The organism is Aminobacter sp. MSH1, from assembly GCF_003071665.1.
GTDB lineage: Bacteria > Pseudomonadota > Alphaproteobacteria > Rhizobiales > Rhizobiaceae > Aminobacter > Aminobacter niigataensis.
This window is the reverse complement of the sequence record NZ_CP026266.1, coordinates 297,424-312,526: the sequence shown is the minus strand read 5'-3', so window position 1 is coordinate 312,526 and position 15,103 is coordinate 297,424. Positions and strand designations below refer to the sequence as shown.

The window sequence follows — 15,103 nt, the reverse complement described above, 5'->3', positions numbered from 1 at the left end:
GCTTCCGGCTCTGGGCAAATCAGCCCGTTACGACAGCCGCCTCCAGCACGGCGTGCAAAAGCACGTCGCAGCCGGCGGCCGCCCATTCGGGGTCTATCTCCTCGGCCTCGTGGTGCGACAGGCCGTCGACGCAGGGGCAGAAGATCATCGCCGTCGGCGTCACCCGGTTGACCCAGCAGGCGTCGTGTCCGGCGCCCGAGACGATGTCGCGGTGGCTGTAGCCGAGCCTTTCGGCGGCATTGCGCACCATCTGCACGCACTCGCTGTCGAAGGCGACGGGATCAAAGTGGCCGACCTGCTCGACATCGTGCCCGATGTCGAGCGCCTCAGCGATCAGGGCGATGCCCTCGCGGATCCGCTGGTCCATGGCATCGAGCACGTCCTTTTCGGGCGAGCGGATGTCGATGGTGAGAACGGTACGGCCGGGAACGGTGCTGCGCGAGTTGGGATGAACTTCGACGTGCCCGACATTGCCCACCGCGTCGGGCTGGTAGTCCATCGTCACCTCCTGGACCAGCTCGATCACCCTGGCCATGCCGAGCGCGGCATTGCGGCGCTTGTACATGGGCGTGCCGCCCGAATGCGCTTCCTTGCCGACCAGCGTCACCTGCAGCCACTTCAGGCCCTGGCCGTGGGTGACCACGCCGATGTCGATGCCTTCGTCCTCGAGGATAGGCCCCTGTTCGATGTGCAGCTCGAAATAGGCCTTCATCTTGCGGGCGCCGGTCTTCTCCGTCCCCTTCCAGCCAATCCGCTCGAGTTCGTCACCGAAGCGCTTGCCCTTGGCGTCCTCGCGGGAATAGGCCCAATCCTTGTCGATGGTCCCGGCGAAGACGCCCGACGCGACCATGGCGGGCGCGAAGCGACAACCCTCCTCATTCGTCCAGTTGGTAACGACGATGGGGTGCCTGGTCTGGATGCCCAGGTCATTCAGCGTGCGCACGACCTCGAGGCCGCCGAGCACGCCCAGCACACCGTCGAACTTGCCGCCGGTCGGCTGGGTGTCGAGGTGGCTGCCGATGTAGACCGGCAGGGCGGCGGGATCGGTGCCCGCGCGGCAGGCGAACATCGAGCCCATGTCGTCGACGCCCATCTCCAGCCCGGCCTCGTCGCACCATGTCTTGAACAGGCGGCGGCCCTCGGCGTCCTCGTCGGTCAGGGTCTGCCTGTTGCTGCCGCCGGCGATACCGGGTCCGACCTTCGCCATTTCCATCAGCGAATCCCAGAGCCGGTCCTGGTCGATCCTGGCGTTCGTGCGGGTCACTGGGTTGTCCAACTTTCCAACTCCTCGTTTTGCCAAGCGCGAAACAGCCCTGCCGTGGCGGGCGCGCCGCGTCGGCATTCGGCCTTTGAATCGCAAGGTCAAAGAGCCAGTGCATGAACCCCAGATCGGAAGCGATTTCCCGAAAGGATCATGCACAGGTTCAAAGTTCTGCAGCGTCCATTGCGCGTCCGGTTGGGCGTACAGCGCCGTAGCGGTCTAGCTGCTCGTGTTGGCGTCGTCGTTGCTGTTCATCCGATACCTGAAGTCGCAGCTGCCGTTGCCTTCCATGATGGTGCGGGTGCGCGTCATCGAAATGCGCGGATCGTAGCCTTCGCAGAACGTGCCATCGCGCTGGCAGGACAGCAGCGTGCCGATCTCGCCGAGGCCCATCGAATGATACATCTCGGCATAGCGGCAGCGGGTGACGTTGTAGTCGAACTGGTCGGCCGTCTCGGTCAGCACTTCGAAATGCAGCGCATCGTCCTGGCGCCATTTCGGCTGCAGCGCTGCGAACGACTTGAGGTCGACGGGACCCTTCTCGGCCGCGGCAAACTTCTTGCCGGCCTCGATCGCCGCATTGGTGATTGCCGTACGCAGCGTTTCGCGCGCCGCCTCGCGGCCGAAGCGCACCACCATCTCCTCGTAGATCGGCTTGATGATCTCCGCCTCGATGCGGCGGCGGGCAAGGATGCCCAGGCTGTCGATGGCTGCCTGCACGTTCGACTGGGGATCGAGCGGATCCCGTTCGGGCGTGGTGGGTTGCTTGTCGGTCATTTGAGCCTCTGCATTTACGCCCATATGGGCGTCTCGAGGCGAGACTAGAGATTGCGCCAGACCATGACCATCGCAGATCCCTCAACTGCTGAGCTCAATTTCACGATTGCAACTGGTGTTTGTCGCGTTCGGCCCGCATCCAGGCGACGAAGCGGCGGGACATCTGCGGCAGCTCCCGGTCGGTCCTGGTACAGAGATAATAGTTCCGGCCGTCGTCCAGCGAGCGGTCGGAAAGCACGACCAGCCTGCCATGCGTAATGTCGTCGGCGACGAGCGGCAGCCGGCACAGCGCAGCGCCCAGGCCGGAGACGGCAGCGGCGCGGACCAGCAACCCGTCCTCGAACAGGGGACCGGAAAGATGCTGGTGATCCGCCCGCACGCCGGCCGCGCGAAACCAGTTCAGCCAATGGTCGCGGCTTTCGTCGTGGATCAGCGGCAGCCCGGCAATCGTTTCCTCGCCCGGCAATCGGTCGCGGCCTTGCAGCAGGGCAGGGCTCGCCACCGGCACGACGGCGCCGCTGAGGAAGAGCTCGCTCTTGTAGCCCAGCCAGGCGCCGGCGCCGAACCGCACCGATATATCGGCCGCATCGCTCGAATAGTTGCGGTTCTGGGCATAGGTCACGCGGACGTCGATATCGCGGTTCTGGCGGCTGAACCCGGCAAGACGGGGGATCAGCCAGCTTACGGCAAACAGCGGGATGGCGCTGATCGAGATCTCGTGCGCACTCGCCCTGAAGCGCAGCTGACTGGTGGCGGTGCGCAGCAGGAAGAACGCCGGCAGGATCGATTCCAGATATTCCCGGCCCTCGGCGGTCAGCGCCAGACCGCGTCCGTGCCGTTCGGTCAGCTTGGTACCGACGAATTCTTCAAGCTGCGCCAGGCGATGGCTGACCGCCGAGGCTGTCAAGCCGAGTTCGTCGGCTGCCGCCGTCACGCTGCCCAAGCGGGCAAAGGCCTCGAACGCCTTGGCGGCGTTCAGCGGCAACAGATCTGATTCATGAGCCAGCTTCATCGATTTCCGCCAGAAGGCACTCGTCGCCAACTTCTGACATACGCAAGCGGAGTGCAACGCGTCTCTGGGTCGAAAGCCGGCTTTCAGGCAGGCGGGGCGGGAAGACAGCCCCCTTGCCGATCAGCGTCGGTCCTGCCTACCTGGCCAACGTCGACGCCGCTGGCCGCATGCTTCAGTGGAGCGGCTGCATCGATCCTGGTGCCGGCTGTCCACGCATGTTGACGACGGGCTCGCCCTGATTGGCGGACATCTCGAGGCCTGTGGCAACGACGGACACCTTGAACTGCCCTTCGAGCGAATTGTCGAAGATGGCGCCGACGATGATGTCGGCATCGTCGCCGACTTCCTCGCGGATGCGGGTCGCGGCCTCGTCGACCTCGAACAGCGTCATGTCCATGCCGCCCGAAATCGAGATCAGGACACCGCGTGCACCCTTGATCGAGTTCTCGTCGATCAGCGGGTTGGCGATCGAAGCTTCCGCTGCCTTGCTGGCGCGGTTTTCGCCGGTGCCGACGCCCGTGCCCATCATCGCCCGGCCCATGTCACGCATCACCGTCTTCACGTCGGCGAAGTCGAGATTGATCAGGCCTTCCTTGACGATGAGATTGGTGATGCAGCTGACGCCCGAATAGAGCACCTTGTCGGCCATGCCGAAGGCATCCTCGAAGGTCGTCTTTTCGGTCGCGATCCGAAACAGGTTCTGGTTCGGAATGACGATGACCGTGTCGGCGGCCTGGCGCAAAAGCTCGATGCCGCGGTCGGCCATCTGCATGCGGCGCTTGCCTTCGAAGGTGAAAGGCTTGGTGACGATCGCCACCGTCAGGATGCCGGCGTCGCGCGCAGCCTTGGCGATCACCGGGGCGGCGCCTGTTCCGGTGCCACCACCCATTCCGGCGGTGACAAAGCACATATGCGTGCCGGAAAGCTGATCCATGATCTCGTCGATCGATTCTTCGGCCGCGGCCTGCCCGACCTCGGGCAAGGAGCCGGCGCCCAGCCCCTCGGTCACCAGCGCTCCAAGCTGGACCAGCCTCGGCGCCTTCGACATGGTGAGCGCCTGGGCATCGGTATTGGCAACGATGAACTCGGTGCCTTCCAGGCCCTCGGCGATCATGTTGTTGACGGCATTGCCGCCGCCACCACCGACTCCGATGACAGTCAGCTTCGGCCTCATCTCTGAGATTTCAGATTTCTTGGAAGTGCTCATGATGCCGTTTCCTGCGCAGCGCCCCTGCCCGAATCGGACAGCCCTAGGGAATCAGATAGATTCATACGCTGCAAGGATAGCTTGTGGATTGCGGCTTTTAGCCGGCCAGACGACACAGGTCCGCACGGCAGCGATGGCCGCCGTGCGGACCCTGGCGCATCAGAATGACTTGGCGGCTTCGTCGATCAAGGTGACGATTTCGAGCGGATGCGAGGCCAGCGAAGCGTGGCTGGCGTCGAGGGTGATGGTCTTGCGCGCCTTGATGCGCTCGGCCATCCATTGCTCGGTCTCCGGCGGGATCATGTTGTCGCGGCTCGATACCTGGTACCAGCTCGGCTTGGTGTGCCATGCCGCCGGTCCCGACTTGTCTTCGAAGCAGCGCGCGGCAATCGGCTTCTGCGTCACTGCCATGACCAGTGCCTCGGGCTCGCTGAGGTCCTGGCCAAAACTCTGGCGGAACGTGTCCTGGGCGAGCCACAGGAAGCCTTCCTTGTCGGGGCGGATGCTGCCTGCGCCCGACGGTGGTTCGCGCCGGGCGAAGATGCTGCCGAGGCTGTCGCCTTCTTCCGGCGCGAAGGCAGCGATGTAGACCAGCCCGACGACGTTAGGTGCATGGCCGGCGCCGGTGATCACCGCACCGCCATAGGAATGGCCGACCAGAAGTGTAGGTCCGTCCTGCGCCGCGGCGAGCTTGGTCGTGCGCTCGATATCGTCTGCGAGCGAAGTCAGCGGGTTTTGCACCGCTGCCAGCTTGTAGCCCTTGGCGTGGAGCGGCGGAATGACGTGGCGCCAGTGCGAGGCATCGCCCCATGCGCCGTGGACCAGAACGATATTCTTTACCGATGGCATAACCAGTCTCCTTCATTGATTGAATTCGAGCCGTTTTGCGTCTGGCGGCAGGTCGCCTTTCGAAATCTGGACGGCCGCCCCGACATCGCAAGGGCCGGCAGCTTCGCCTTCAGGATCAGCAGCAGCAGGCAATCGGTGTTGCCTGGCGACGACTATGCGCGGGGGAGCCTATTCCTGAGCGAACCCGGCGTCGATTCATTGTCGTCCATCGCAAACAAATGTGATGCGGCTCACGCGAGCAGCTCTGCCTGCACGGCGACGATGCGCCGATTGGCAATGATGGGTGGCATTTCCCATACATTGTGCATATATATGGAAAACGCTGTTGGAACCTGCTGAGCAATGACGACAACGAACTGGTCTCCCTCCATCTCCAAGGCTGGGGGCCCTCTTTACCTGGCGATCGCCGACGCGCTTGCGACGGACATTGCGTCGGGCAGGCTGACTGACGGTTTCAGGCTGCCGCCGCAGCGAACGCTCGCCGACCAACTCGGCATCGACTTCACCACGGTCAGCCGCGCCTATGCCGAGGCCCGCAAGCGCGGGCTGGTCGAAGGCCGCGTCGGGCAGGGCACCTATGTCACGGCGCGGCGTCCCGCATCCGCCGGGTCGGCGGTGACGGGGATCATCGACATGAGCATGAACCTGCCGCCGCGCTTCGACGATCCGGACCTTGCGGCGGCGATGTGGGACGGCATCGCCCAACTGCAATCGAGCCACGGACTGGACCTGCTGATGCGGTACCAGGAGGCCGGTGGCACCTCGCGTGATCGCGCGGCGGGAGCAGCATGGCTGGCCCCGCGGCTCGGCGAGATCGATACTGGCCGGTTGCTGGTCGCTCCCGGTGCGCAAGGGGCGTTGCTCGCGCTTCTCGGCGCGCTGGCCGCGCCGGGAGAAACGATCTGCGCCGAGGCGCTGACCTACCCGGGCCTGCTTGCCGTGGCGCAGCATCTGCGCATCCACGTCGCCGGCATTGCGATGGACGCACAGGGCCTCATCCCTGAGGCGTTCGAGGAAGCCTGCCGCAAACACGCGCCCAAAATCTTGTACTGCACGCCGACGCTGCACAACCCGACGACGGCGACGCTGTCTCTGGCTAGGCGCGAACGCATCGTATCAATCGCCCGCCAGCACAATGTCTTGATCGTCGAAGACGACGCCTACGGCGCCTTGCCAGCCAAGCCGGTGGCCGCCTTGGCAGCACTCGCCCCCGACATCACCTATCATGTTGCCGGGCTGGCCAAATGCGTGGCGCCGGCGCTGCGCGTGGCCTATGTGGTCGTCCCGCAGGGACGCACCGTCGCCCACCTCGCCGGCGCGGTCCGCGCAACCGCCGGGATGGCTTCGCCATTGACGTCGGCCGTCGCCACGCACTGGGTCGAAAACGGCATTGCCCATTCCGTGCTGGCTGCGATCCGCACCGAGGCCAAGCAGCGCCAGGCGATCGTGTCGAAGATCCTGCCGGCAAAGCTGGTCCAGGCCGACCCCGAAGGCTTCCACGTCTGGCTGAAGCTTCCCGGCCACTGGAACCGTAGCGACTTTGCCGCGCGGCTGCGTTCGGCCGGCATCGGCGTGGTCACCAGCGATGCCTTTGCGGCCACCGAGCCCGCTCCCGAAGCGGTGCGGCTGGGACTGGGCGCTGCGCCCAGCCATGCCTCGCTTGCTGCCAGCCTCGAGGTCGTCGCCGCCCTTTTGGCTCAGCAGTCGGCCATGTCTTCGATGGTGGTGTGACGGCTGGCAGGGAAGGGGCCTTTGAATGGTTCGACCCGGCCCATGCCGAGGATCTCGTTGAGCGGAACCTCGTCGCTCACCCGCCGGAACATGCCGGGCGACATCCAGCGCGCATGACCGTCGACATTCGGCGCGCCGCGCCCGGAGCGGACGTCGTCGATCCAGAGCGTGCGGGTCTCCAGCGAGATGCGCGTCACACCGGTCGAGTTGGGCACGCCGGCATGGGCGTGCGCACTGGAGAAGGCGATCACCTCGCCCGGCGCCAGGACGACCGGCGTGGCGTCGGTAACCTCCAGCTGTTCGGTCAAATGCGGGATGGCCGCGTCGGCGTCATTGGCGTTGCGGCCGCCCGCCTTTGACCGGTCCAGCAAGGCCGCGAGATCGAATTCGGCACTGGTGTTGGCCACCGCACGCTGCCACAGCGAAGGATAGATGGCGAAGGTGCGCCCGGCGTCGATGTCATAGATCGGCGCCCACCAATTGGCCTGCGCGTAGAGGTTGGAGCCCCAGGTGTCGCGGTGGAACGCAATGGTCGCCGTGGTGCGGGCGCGAGGCACGACGGCGCCACGGTCCTGATGCGGCTGGAAGCGAAGATAGAGGCTGTCGCGCGCAAGCCCTTCGGCATCGAGGCCGACCGCCTCGAAGAGATCGCGCCACAGGCGCTTGACCTCTGGCGCACGGGCAAAGTCGCGCTGCCTCTGGGCAAAGCTCTCCATCTGCTGCTGATGCGTCAGGTGCTTGTGGATCTCGACCGGATTCAAAGGCGCAAACGCATCCTCGAGCATTGCGCGTGTGAAGTCGACGAGCTCGCGCATCGGCTTGAGATGGCCGAAGCGCAGCACGTCGCCGGCATAGATCCGGTCGTGGAGTTCGCGCTGGTCGAGCGCCCGGGCAACGTCGGTGTACATGGGCTTGGATCCGTTATTGAAGTCAGACGGTCAGGCCGGCGAGGCCCATAACGAAGCGGAACAGGTAGGCCACGATGCCGAGACCCAGCACGCTGGCGATCCAGATCAGCACCAGCCAGCCGATCCGCTTTGGCCAGGAAACCGGCGCTTCGGTGGGCGCGGCCATCAGTGATAGCCCTCGCCAGCCTTCACCTTGCCGCGGAACACATAATAGGACCAAGCGGTGTAGCCGAGGATGAAGGGGATGATGAACAGCGCGCCGACCAGCGTGAAGCCCATGCTCTGCGGCGGGGCCGCCGCCTCGCGGATGGTAATGTCGGGCGGGATGATGTTCGGCCACAGGCTGATGCCAAGGCCGCTATAGCCGAGGAACAGCACGAACAGCGCAAGCAGGAACGGCGCGACGTGCGGCGCACCGTTCAGGCTGCGCAGGATCAGCCAACTGCTGACCAGCACCAGGACCGGCACTGGCGAAAAGAAGACGATGTTGGGGAAGCTGAACCAGCGCTCGGCGATGTCGGGATGGGCGAACGGCGTCCACAGGCTGACGATGCCAATGACTGCGAGCAGCGTCAGCGTGATCGGCCGCGCCAGGGCAACCATGCGGTCATAGAGGGCGCCTTCGGTCTTGATGATCAGCCATGTGCTGCCGAGCAGCGCGTAGGCGACGATCAGCCCAAGCCCGGTGAACAGGCTGAAGGGCGTGATCCAGTCGAGCGCACCGCCTGTATAAGAGCCATTCTCCATCGGGAAGCCGTTGAGGAATGCGCCAAGCGAAACGCCCTGGAAGAAGGTCGCGACATAGGAGCCGCCGGCGAAGGCCCGGTCCCAGAACGGCTTATGATGTTCGTCGGCCTTGAAACGAAACTCGAAGGCGACGCCGCGCCAGATCAGCCCGAGCAGCATCAGCACCAGCGGCAAATACAGCGCGCTGAGGATGACGGCATAAGCGAGCGGGAACACCGCCATCATCGCCGCGCCGCCCAGCACCAGCCAGGTCTCGTTGCCGTCCCACACCGGGGCGACCGTGTTGACCATGGTATCCCGGTCCTCGCGGTCGCGGACGAAGGGGAACAGGATGCCGATCCCGAGATCGAAACCGTCCATGATGACATACATCATCAGGCCGAAGGCGATGATGACGGCCCAGACTACCGGGAGATCGATGCCCATGTTTCAGCCCTTCCTGTCCTGGTTCGTCGGCACGAACATGTCCATCTGGTCGGGCGCGGCCGAAAGCGGGCGCGCGGGTCGGCGCGCACCGGTGTCGTCGGTCGGCTCGTGCTCATGATCTTCCGGGCCCTTGGCCACCAGCTTCAGCATGTAGCGGGTTCCGATGCCGAAGACGATGAAATAGACCACGATGAAGGCGACCAGCGTCGTGCTCATGGCGAGCGCCGAATGGTTCGACACCGCGTCCTTGGTGCGCATCACGCCATATACGATCCATGGCTGGCGGCCGATTTCGGTGGTGTACCAGCCGGCAAGGATGGCGATCAGGCCCGTCGGTCCCATGACCGTGGCAAAGCGCAGGAACAGGTTGGTGTCGAACAACCTGTCCCGCCACCTGAGCCACAGCCCCCAGGCCCCGAGCAGCAGCATCAGCATGCCCAGGCCCACCATGATGCGGAAGCTCCAGAACACCACCGTCGAGTTCGGTCTGTCCTCCTTGGCGAACTCCTTCAGGCCGGGGAACTGGCCGTTCCATTCATGCGTCAGGATCAGGCTGCCGAGACGCGGAATCTTCAGCGCATAGAGCGTCTCTTCCTTCTCCATGTCGGGCCAACCGAACAGGGTGAGCGGGATGGCTTCGCCGGGCTTGTTTTCCCAGTGGCCTTCAAGTGCTGCGATCTTGGCCGGCTGGTGCTTCAGCGTGTTGAGGCCGTGCAGGTCGCCGATCAGGATCTGCAGCGGCGCCGAAGCCAGCAGCATCCACATCGCCATCGACAGCATGGTGCGGACGCGGCGGTTGTCGTTGCCGCGCAGCAGATGCCAGGCGCCCGAGGCACCGACAAACAGTGCGGTGGCCAGGAACGCCGCCACCGTCATATGCGCCAGGCGATAGGGGAAGGAGGGATTGAAGATCACCTCAAACCAGTTCACCGGCACGACGATGCCGTTGATGATCTCGAAGCCCTGGGGTGTCTGCATCCAGCTGTTCGAGGCCAGGATCCAGGTGGCCGAGATCAGCGTGCCGAGGGCCACCATGATCGTCGAGAAGAAGTGCAGTCCCGGGCCGACCTTGTTCCAGCCGAACAGCATGACACCGAGGAAGCCGGCCTCGAGGAAGAAGGCGGTCAGCACCTCATAGGCGAGCAGGGGGCCCGTCACGCTGCCGGCGAAGGCCGAAAAGTAACTCCAGTTGGTGCCGAACTGGTAGGCCATGACAAGGCCCGAGACGACGCCCATGGCAAAGTTGACGGCAAAGATCTTCGACCAGAAATGATAGAGGTCGCGGTAGACGGTGTCGCGCTTCCATAACCACAACCCTTCCAGCACAGCGAGATAGCTTGCGAGCCCGATGGTGATCGCAGGGAAGATGATGTGGAAGGAAATGGTGAAGCCGAACTGTATGCGGGCCAGTTCCAGTGCCGTCAGTCCGAACATTCGGGACCTCTTTTGCATGAACAATCGGCTTGCGCACGATTGCCGGTCGAAGCGCGATACTCGCCGACTTTCGTCAGGTATTGCTCACAACTGCAATAGACCTGCATTCTGGTCCGCGCATCGCGGAAAGTCGACGCACCCCCACGGACAATTTGACCCATGCCAGGCTTGCCCGGGTTGCAAGCGATAAAATCCATACAAACCACGCATCAATCCATATTGATTGGAGTGTATGCTAATTATATGCATCTCGCGTCTTGCACGCAAGCGCCATGAGGATTATGTATGGATGCAAATGAAGCGCCGGCATGTGGCGCCAGCCGCTTTAGCGGCTCCGAGATGGAGGCGAGTATGTCTGAGAGCAGATTTTCGGCGGAAGGCTTCACCCCGACCGACAACCCGATGAAGACAGGCATCAGGGGGCTGTGCCCGCGCTGCCAGATGGGGCACCTGTTCTCGGGCTTCCTGAAACTCGCCCCGCGCTGCGAGGTCTGCGGCCTCGACTATTCCTTCGCCGATCCGGCCGACGGCCCGGCCTTCTTTGCGATGACCATCGCCGCCGTGCCGGCGCTCGCGTTCGGCGTCTGGTTCCAGATGGCCTTCGGCCTGCCGCTGTGGGTGCATATCTTCATAACGTTGCCGTTGACCGTGCTGAGCTGCATGGCGCTTCTGCGGCCGCTCAAGGGCTGGCTGGTGTGTTCGCAATTCTTCCACAAGGCCGAGGAAGGCTCGATCGACTTCGACTGGCACGCCAAGGCGAAGCTGGCCAAGCAACAGACTGGGCAAAAGCCGGGCGGCGCCTGATCGCGTCCGCGGCCCGATAACTGTGGGCATCGGCGGCAAGGCAGGGCATAGCCGTCAACCGACACCAATTACCGGCGAGGCCGAGTTGTCGGCCGGCCGTCGAGACGTGTCATATCATTGGTCTCGGCACGACCGCGCTCGATGCGAGCGCCATGGCAAAAAATCCACTGGTGTGAAAAAACAATTCATGGTATGAATTAGTCACATCGGATATCGCGTGCCGCAGGGCACCAACCGAAGCATCCGCAGGACACAACAACCGAAACATGCGCTGAAGCCATCCTGGCTGCAGGCAGGACGTTTTTGACCGGCGACGACCATGAAAACCGCATCGACCACGCTCCAGTTTGTTGCACTGACCGCCTGCCTGGTGGCGCGGCTTTGTTGCGCGGGCGAACTCCAGATGCCGGGCGTACGCCGCGCCATGCAGACGATGGCAGCTGCCGGCCAGTCGGCGATCACGGAGAGCATCGACTACGCAGCGCAGGCCTAGGAACGCAGCTCAACCGGCATGCACGGACGCGGCCCGAGGCAAGTGGCTCGATCAGGCCCGCCGTCTCTCCGCCATCAGAAACACCACCAGCACACCGCACAGCAGGCCAAGGGACAATGGCAGCCCCTGATGTCCCATCAGTTGCATCGCGAAACCGGTGATCGGCGAGCCGACAAAGCCGCCGATTCCCCAGACCAGCGCAAACGCCGCGTTGCCGGCGATGAGTTGTTGCCCCGAGAACCGTTCACCGAGCTGTATCAGCGCCATGGTGTAGATTCCGAAGGTCACCGCTCCCCAGACGAACACCATCGGCCAGATCAACGCGGACGAAAACAGCAGTGGCAACAGGGCACAACCGAGCAGCGCCAGAGAGCAGCACAACAGCATCGCACGGGCCGAGCCGATCCCTTCCGCAAGGCGCCCGAGCGGTATCTGCAGGGCGGCATTGCCAAGGATGAAACAGGCGATCAGCGCGGAGATACGGCTTTCGGGACTGCCATAGGCAGCTCCGTAAACGGCAAGCATGGCAAGCAAACTTTGTTCAAAAGCGGCCGCTGCAAATACCGCAAGCAATAGCAGCGGCGCCAGTGCGAAGAAGCGGCCGACCGATGTCGCCTCGCCTTCATGCGGCATGTCAGGCAAGCGTGGGATGACTGCCAGGACAATCAGCCCACACAGGAGGAACGCAGCAATCCCGACCAGAAACGGTGGCCAGCCTTCAGTCCCGAAGAGCCGGAGGGTTAGCGGGCCGATGGCGAAGCCACCCGAAACGATGGATGCATAGAGGCCCATGATGCGGCCCCGGCGTGACGCGGGCGCGATAGTGATCAGCCAGGTCTCGCTGATCACGTAGAGCGGATTGGCCAAGAAGCCGAGCATGAAGCGCAGCGGCATCCAGGCCCAGACGTCCTGCGTCCAGGCAATCGCAGCCAGGGTGGCTGCTGCCAGGACCGAGCACAGGATCGCAAGCCGCGCCGCGCCCATGCGCCGCACCAGCGCTGGAATAAGGGGCGCGGACACGATGAAACCGAGCGGCGTCATCGCCGCCGACAAGCCGATCAGGCCCGGCGACGTTTCCTGCCGCTCGAGGATGAAGCTGAGCAGCGGATAGGTCAGCCCCTGCGCCACGGCGAACACCGTGACAGTCGCGATGATACCCGCCATCGCGGCCCATGGCATCCGATCCTCTCGTGGCGATGTCGTGCTTTCGGCAGTCATGCGGACCTCGAAGAAGAGCCGGCACGTTCCGGCAGGTGCACGTGCCGGCGAACCATCGCGGCACCCGGAAACTGGCGATCAAGTATCATTGCAGCATTCGCCTCACGCTTGCCAGAAGCGCTTGGCGATCTCTGCCTCGACCTGTCGCCTCGTCAGGCCGATATCGTCAACCAGATGGGGATTGTCCTTCAACTTTTGCTCAAGTTCCCAGCGAAAATGTATCCGCCAGCGCCAAGTCTCGAACATGCCCCGCAGGGTCGCCGGATACCGACGCGACACGTCTGCCGACTCCACAGGCATTCCCGGCCGCTCTGCCTGATGCGGGGCCGACGCAAGACCATCGTCCATGGTAACCTCCATGCGGTCCAAGGGCACGGAGCCCTCGACCTGAAAGAGGATGAGTTGTGCAGGAGACGGACGGCGCCGTCGTTAAGCCCTGCCAAATAGTTCCAAAAACTCCCAAACGGGCTAAAGATGCGCCGCATGCAGCGGTCGCGCTTTGCCTTTGGTCCGTTCGTGCTTGATCCGGATGCGGGAACGCTGCTCCGGAACGATGAGCCCGTTGCGGTCGGCTACCGCGGGCTGAAGCTGCTCGCTGCGCTCGTCGGACGGCCGGGCGACATCCTCGGCAAAACCGAGCTGATGGACGCCGCGTGGCCGGGTACGGCTGTCGAGGAAGGCAACCTCACGGTCCAGATCGCGCAGCTCAGGAAGCTGCTTGGCCCGGCAGCCGGCGGCGGTGAATGGATCTCGACGGTTCCACGCGTCGGCTACCGCTTCACCGGGACCGTCGAAGAGGTCGGCGGGACGAAGCGAAAACCTCTGCCGCTGCCCGACAAACCATCGATCGCCGTGCTGTCCTTCGTCAATGTCAGCAACGACCCCGAGCAGGAATCCTTCGCGGATGGGTTGACCGAAGACTTGATCACCGACCTGTCCAGGATCCCCGGCCTGTTCGTCATCGCCCGCAACTCGGCCTTTGCCTACAAGGGCAGGGCGACGGACGTGCGCACGATCGCCGAGGATCTCGGCGTGCGCTACCTGCTGGAGGGGAGCGCGCGGCGCGCCGCCGGGCGCGTGCGCATCAATGCCCAACTGGTCAATGCGGCCAGCGGCGAGCATCTGTGGGCGGAACGCTTCGATCGCAGCCTGGATGACATCTTCGCCGTCCAGGACGAGGTTACCGGCAAGATCGTCGACGCATTGCTCGGCCGGCTGCAGACGCCGCCGCCGCCGCGCAATCGGCCCAGAAGTCTCGAGGCTTACGATCTCTGCGTGCGGGCGCGCAAGCTGATGGACGACTCCCCGCAGTCGGCCCGGGAAGCACACCTGTTGCTCACCCGCGCGGTTTCGCTCGATCCCGACTACGCCGAGGCCTATCGCTGGCTTGCCATGAACCACTGGATGGGATGGGTCCACAGCGGCGGGCCAAGCGAAGCTGCCCGTAGCGTTGCCTTGGAACTGGCGCGCAAGGCGGTGGCGATCGATCCCAACGATGCCGGCTGCCGCTGGGTCCTGGCTTACCTGCTGGCCTACGAGCGCAGCTTCGCCGAGGCAGATGCGGAATTCGCCAAGGCGATCCAGCTCGACCCCAACGAGGCCGATACCTGGGCGGCGCTTTCCGACATCGCGATCCTGTCCGGGCGGGTCGAGGAGGGCCTGGACCACATTCGCAAGGCGTTCCGGCTCAACCCGTTTCCGGCGGCCTGGTACTACCTGACGCTCGGCCAGGCGCAATATGCGGTCGGCGACTACGAGGCCGCTGTCAAGACACTGCGCCGGGACGAGACCTATCGGACAAGCTCACGCCGTTTCCTGGCGGCGAGCCTTGCCCAACTCGGCCGGCTCGAAGAAGCGCAGGCCGAGGTCGAACTGTTCCTTGTCGGCAACCCGCAGTTCACCACCCGCCACTGGGCCGCGACGGAGCCATTCCGCGACACAGCCACGCTCGAGCATTTCGTCGACGGCTACCGCAAGGCGGGTCTTCCGGCGTGACGCGGCGGCGCGACCTCCCATACTAACCAGGACTCGCAACGGGACAGTCCTCGGCCGCGTCCTACCCTGAGGTCTGTTTCCCCCACGCGACAGCCATCGTTGAGCCGCTCATCGCAGCGATTGGCCGACATGCGCCTCGCCCGGCGGCAGGTGCCGCAGCGGCATTCATCGCGAAATGCGAATTATAGTGTCTATTTTAAGGATTGTTCCATCAGTCGATTGACGGTCAGATGAATGCACA

15 protein-coding genes are annotated in these 15,103 nt (G+C 64.1%); 4 read left to right on the top strand and 11 right to left on the bottom strand.

Annotated elements, in window-relative coordinates:
* Nucleotides 1–19: 19 nt before the first annotated feature.
* The 5 genes from CO731_RS27740 to CO731_RS27720 form a co-directional block, all read right to left on the bottom strand.
* The gene (locus CO731_RS27740) at nucleotides 20–1,264 is read right to left on the bottom strand and encodes a Zn-dependent hydrolase (protein ID WP_256371679.1); all 1,245 of its coding nucleotides are present in this window, start codon (nucleotides 1,262–1,264) and stop codon (nucleotides 20–22) included.
* 216 nt (nucleotides 1,265–1,480) lie between these two features.
* A complete protein-coding gene (locus tag CO731_RS27735; RefSeq protein WP_108610321.1) occupies nucleotides 1,481–2,038 on the bottom strand; it encodes an L-2-amino-thiazoline-4-carboxylic acid hydrolase in 558 nt (185 codons plus the stop codon).
* A gap of 100 nt (nucleotides 2,039–2,138) precedes the next feature.
* The gene (locus CO731_RS27730) at nucleotides 2,139–3,050 is read right to left on the bottom strand and encodes a LysR substrate-binding domain-containing protein (RefSeq protein WP_108610320.1); all 912 of its coding nucleotides are present in this window, start codon (nucleotides 3,048–3,050) and stop codon (nucleotides 2,139–2,141) included.
* Between the two features lie 172 nt (nucleotides 3,051–3,222).
* Nucleotides 3,223–4,257: a cell division protein FtsZ gene (gene ftsZ / locus CO731_RS27725; RefSeq protein ID WP_108610319.1), complete on the bottom strand. Its 1,035-nt coding sequence runs from the start codon at nucleotides 4,255–4,257 to the stop codon at nucleotides 3,223–3,225.
* Between the two features lie 159 nt (nucleotides 4,258–4,416).
* Nucleotides 4,417–5,106 (bottom strand): alpha/beta hydrolase, encoded by a 690-nt coding sequence (locus tag CO731_RS27720; RefSeq protein WP_108610318.1) that lies wholly within the window; start codon nucleotides 5,104–5,106, stop codon nucleotides 4,417–4,419.
* Between the two features lie 342 nt (nucleotides 5,107–5,448).
* On the opposite strand from CO731_RS27720, the gene CO731_RS27715 reads away from it, so the two are divergent.
* Nucleotides 5,449–6,837 (top strand): PLP-dependent aminotransferase family protein, encoded by a 1,389-nt coding sequence (locus CO731_RS27715; protein WP_108610316.1) that lies wholly within the window; start codon nucleotides 5,449–5,451, stop codon nucleotides 6,835–6,837.
* On the opposite strand, the gene CO731_RS27710 is transcribed toward CO731_RS27715, so the two are convergent.
* Genes CO731_RS27710 through CO731_RS27695 form a run of 4 tightly spaced genes read right to left on the bottom strand, consistent with a single transcriptional unit; the run spans nucleotide 6,804 to nucleotide 10,352 of the window.
* A complete protein-coding gene (locus CO731_RS27710; protein WP_108610315.1) occupies nucleotides 6,804–7,745 on the bottom strand; it encodes a hypothetical protein in 942 nt (313 codons plus the stop codon). The genes CO731_RS27715 and CO731_RS27710 overlap by 34 nt on opposite strands.
* A 22-nt stretch (nucleotides 7,746–7,767) precedes the next feature.
* Complete coding sequence (locus CO731_RS27705) at nucleotides 7,768–7,911, bottom strand: DUF2474 domain-containing protein (RefSeq protein WP_108610314.1); 144 nt, start codon at nucleotides 7,909–7,911, stop codon at nucleotides 7,768–7,770.
* The gene (gene cydB / locus CO731_RS27700) at nucleotides 7,911–8,918 is read right to left on the bottom strand and encodes a cytochrome d ubiquinol oxidase subunit II (protein WP_108610313.1); all 1,008 of its coding nucleotides are present in this window, start codon (nucleotides 8,916–8,918) and stop codon (nucleotides 7,911–7,913) included. Before cydB ends, CO731_RS27705 begins: the two co-directional genes overlap by 1 nt.
* Before the next feature lie 3 nt (nucleotides 8,919–8,921).
* Complete coding sequence (locus CO731_RS27695) at nucleotides 8,922–10,352, bottom strand: cytochrome ubiquinol oxidase subunit I (RefSeq protein ID WP_108610312.1); 1,431 nt, start codon at nucleotides 10,350–10,352, stop codon at nucleotides 8,922–8,924.
* A gap of 351 nt (nucleotides 10,353–10,703) precedes the next feature.
* Here CO731_RS27695 and CO731_RS27690 point away from each other — a divergent pair, with 351 nt between their 5' ends.
* The gene (locus tag CO731_RS27690; protein WP_183263910.1) at nucleotides 10,704–11,156 is read left to right on the top strand and encodes a DUF983 domain-containing protein; all 453 of its coding nucleotides are present in this window, start codon (nucleotides 10,704–10,706) and stop codon (nucleotides 11,154–11,156) included.
* 319 nt (nucleotides 11,157–11,475) lie between these two features.
* The gene (locus CO731_RS29140) at nucleotides 11,476–11,649 is read left to right on the top strand and encodes a hypothetical protein (protein WP_183263911.1); all 174 of its coding nucleotides are present in this window, start codon (nucleotides 11,476–11,478) and stop codon (nucleotides 11,647–11,649) included.
* A gap of 51 nt (nucleotides 11,650–11,700) precedes the next feature.
* On the opposite strand, the gene CO731_RS27685 is transcribed toward CO731_RS29140, so the two are convergent.
* Together CO731_RS27685 and CO731_RS27680 are read right to left on the bottom strand one after the other, a co-directional pair.
* Nucleotides 11,701–12,867, bottom strand: coding sequence for an MFS transporter (locus tag CO731_RS27685; RefSeq protein ID WP_108610311.1), 1,167 nt, complete (start codon nucleotides 12,865–12,867; stop codon nucleotides 11,701–11,703).
* A gap of 102 nt (nucleotides 12,868–12,969) precedes the next feature.
* Nucleotides 12,970–13,167, bottom strand: coding sequence for a DUF1127 domain-containing protein (locus CO731_RS27680; RefSeq protein ID WP_199914666.1), 198 nt, complete (start codon nucleotides 13,165–13,167; stop codon nucleotides 12,970–12,972).
* 174 nt (nucleotides 13,168–13,341) lie between these two features.
* Between CO731_RS27680 and CO731_RS27675 the strand changes: the two genes are divergently transcribed.
* Entirely contained in the window at nucleotides 13,342–14,862 is a 1,521-nt protein-coding gene (locus tag CO731_RS27675) for a winged helix-turn-helix domain-containing tetratricopeptide repeat protein (RefSeq protein WP_199914662.1), read from the top strand.
* Nucleotides 14,863–15,103 lie beyond the last annotated feature (241 nt).

Excerpts from the sequence above, each read along its gene's own strand:
- CO731_RS29140 (WP_183263911.1), top strand. The coding sequence starts at position 11,476 with ATGAAAACCGCATCGACCACGCTCCAGTTTGTTGCACTGACCGCCTGC.
- CO731_RS27730 (WP_108610320.1), bottom strand. The coding sequence starts at position 3,050 with ATGAAGCTGGCTCATGAATCAGATCTGTTGCCGCTGAACGCCGCCAAG.
- ftsZ (WP_108610319.1), bottom strand. The coding sequence starts at position 4,257 with ATGAGCACTTCCAAGAAATCTGAAATCTCAGAGATGAGGCCGAAGCTG.
- CO731_RS27715 (WP_108610316.1), top strand. The coding sequence starts at position 5,449 with ATGACGACAACGAACTGGTCTCCCTCCATCTCCAAGGCTGGGGGCCCT.
- CO731_RS27680 (WP_199914666.1), bottom strand. The coding sequence starts at position 13,167 with ATGCCTGTGGAGTCGGCAGACGTGTCGCGTCGGTATCCGGCGACCCTG.
- CO731_RS27695 (WP_108610312.1), bottom strand. The coding sequence starts at position 10,352 with ATGTTCGGACTGACGGCACTGGAACTGGCCCGCATACAGTTCGGCTTC.
- CO731_RS27705 (WP_108610314.1), bottom strand. The coding sequence starts at position 7,911 with ATGGCCGCGCCCACCGAAGCGCCGGTTTCCTGGCCAAAGCGGATCGGC.
- cydB (WP_108610313.1), bottom strand. The coding sequence starts at position 8,918 with ATGGGCATCGATCTCCCGGTAGTCTGGGCCGTCATCATCGCCTTCGGC.
- CO731_RS27710 (WP_108610315.1), bottom strand. The coding sequence starts at position 7,745 with ATGTACACCGACGTTGCCCGGGCGCTCGACCAGCGCGAACTCCACGAC.
- CO731_RS27690 (WP_183263910.1), top strand. The coding sequence starts at position 10,704 with ATGTCTGAGAGCAGATTTTCGGCGGAAGGCTTCACCCCGACCGACAAC.
- CO731_RS27675 (WP_199914662.1), top strand. The coding sequence starts at position 13,342 with ATGCGCCGCATGCAGCGGTCGCGCTTTGCCTTTGGTCCGTTCGTGCTT.
- CO731_RS27735 (WP_108610321.1), bottom strand. The coding sequence starts at position 2,038 with ATGACCGACAAGCAACCCACCACGCCCGAACGGGATCCGCTCGATCCC.
- CO731_RS27720 (WP_108610318.1), bottom strand. The coding sequence starts at position 5,106 with ATGCCATCGGTAAAGAATATCGTTCTGGTCCACGGCGCATGGGGCGAT.
- CO731_RS27685 (WP_108610311.1), bottom strand. The coding sequence starts at position 12,867 with ATGACTGCCGAAAGCACGACATCGCCACGAGAGGATCGGATGCCATGG.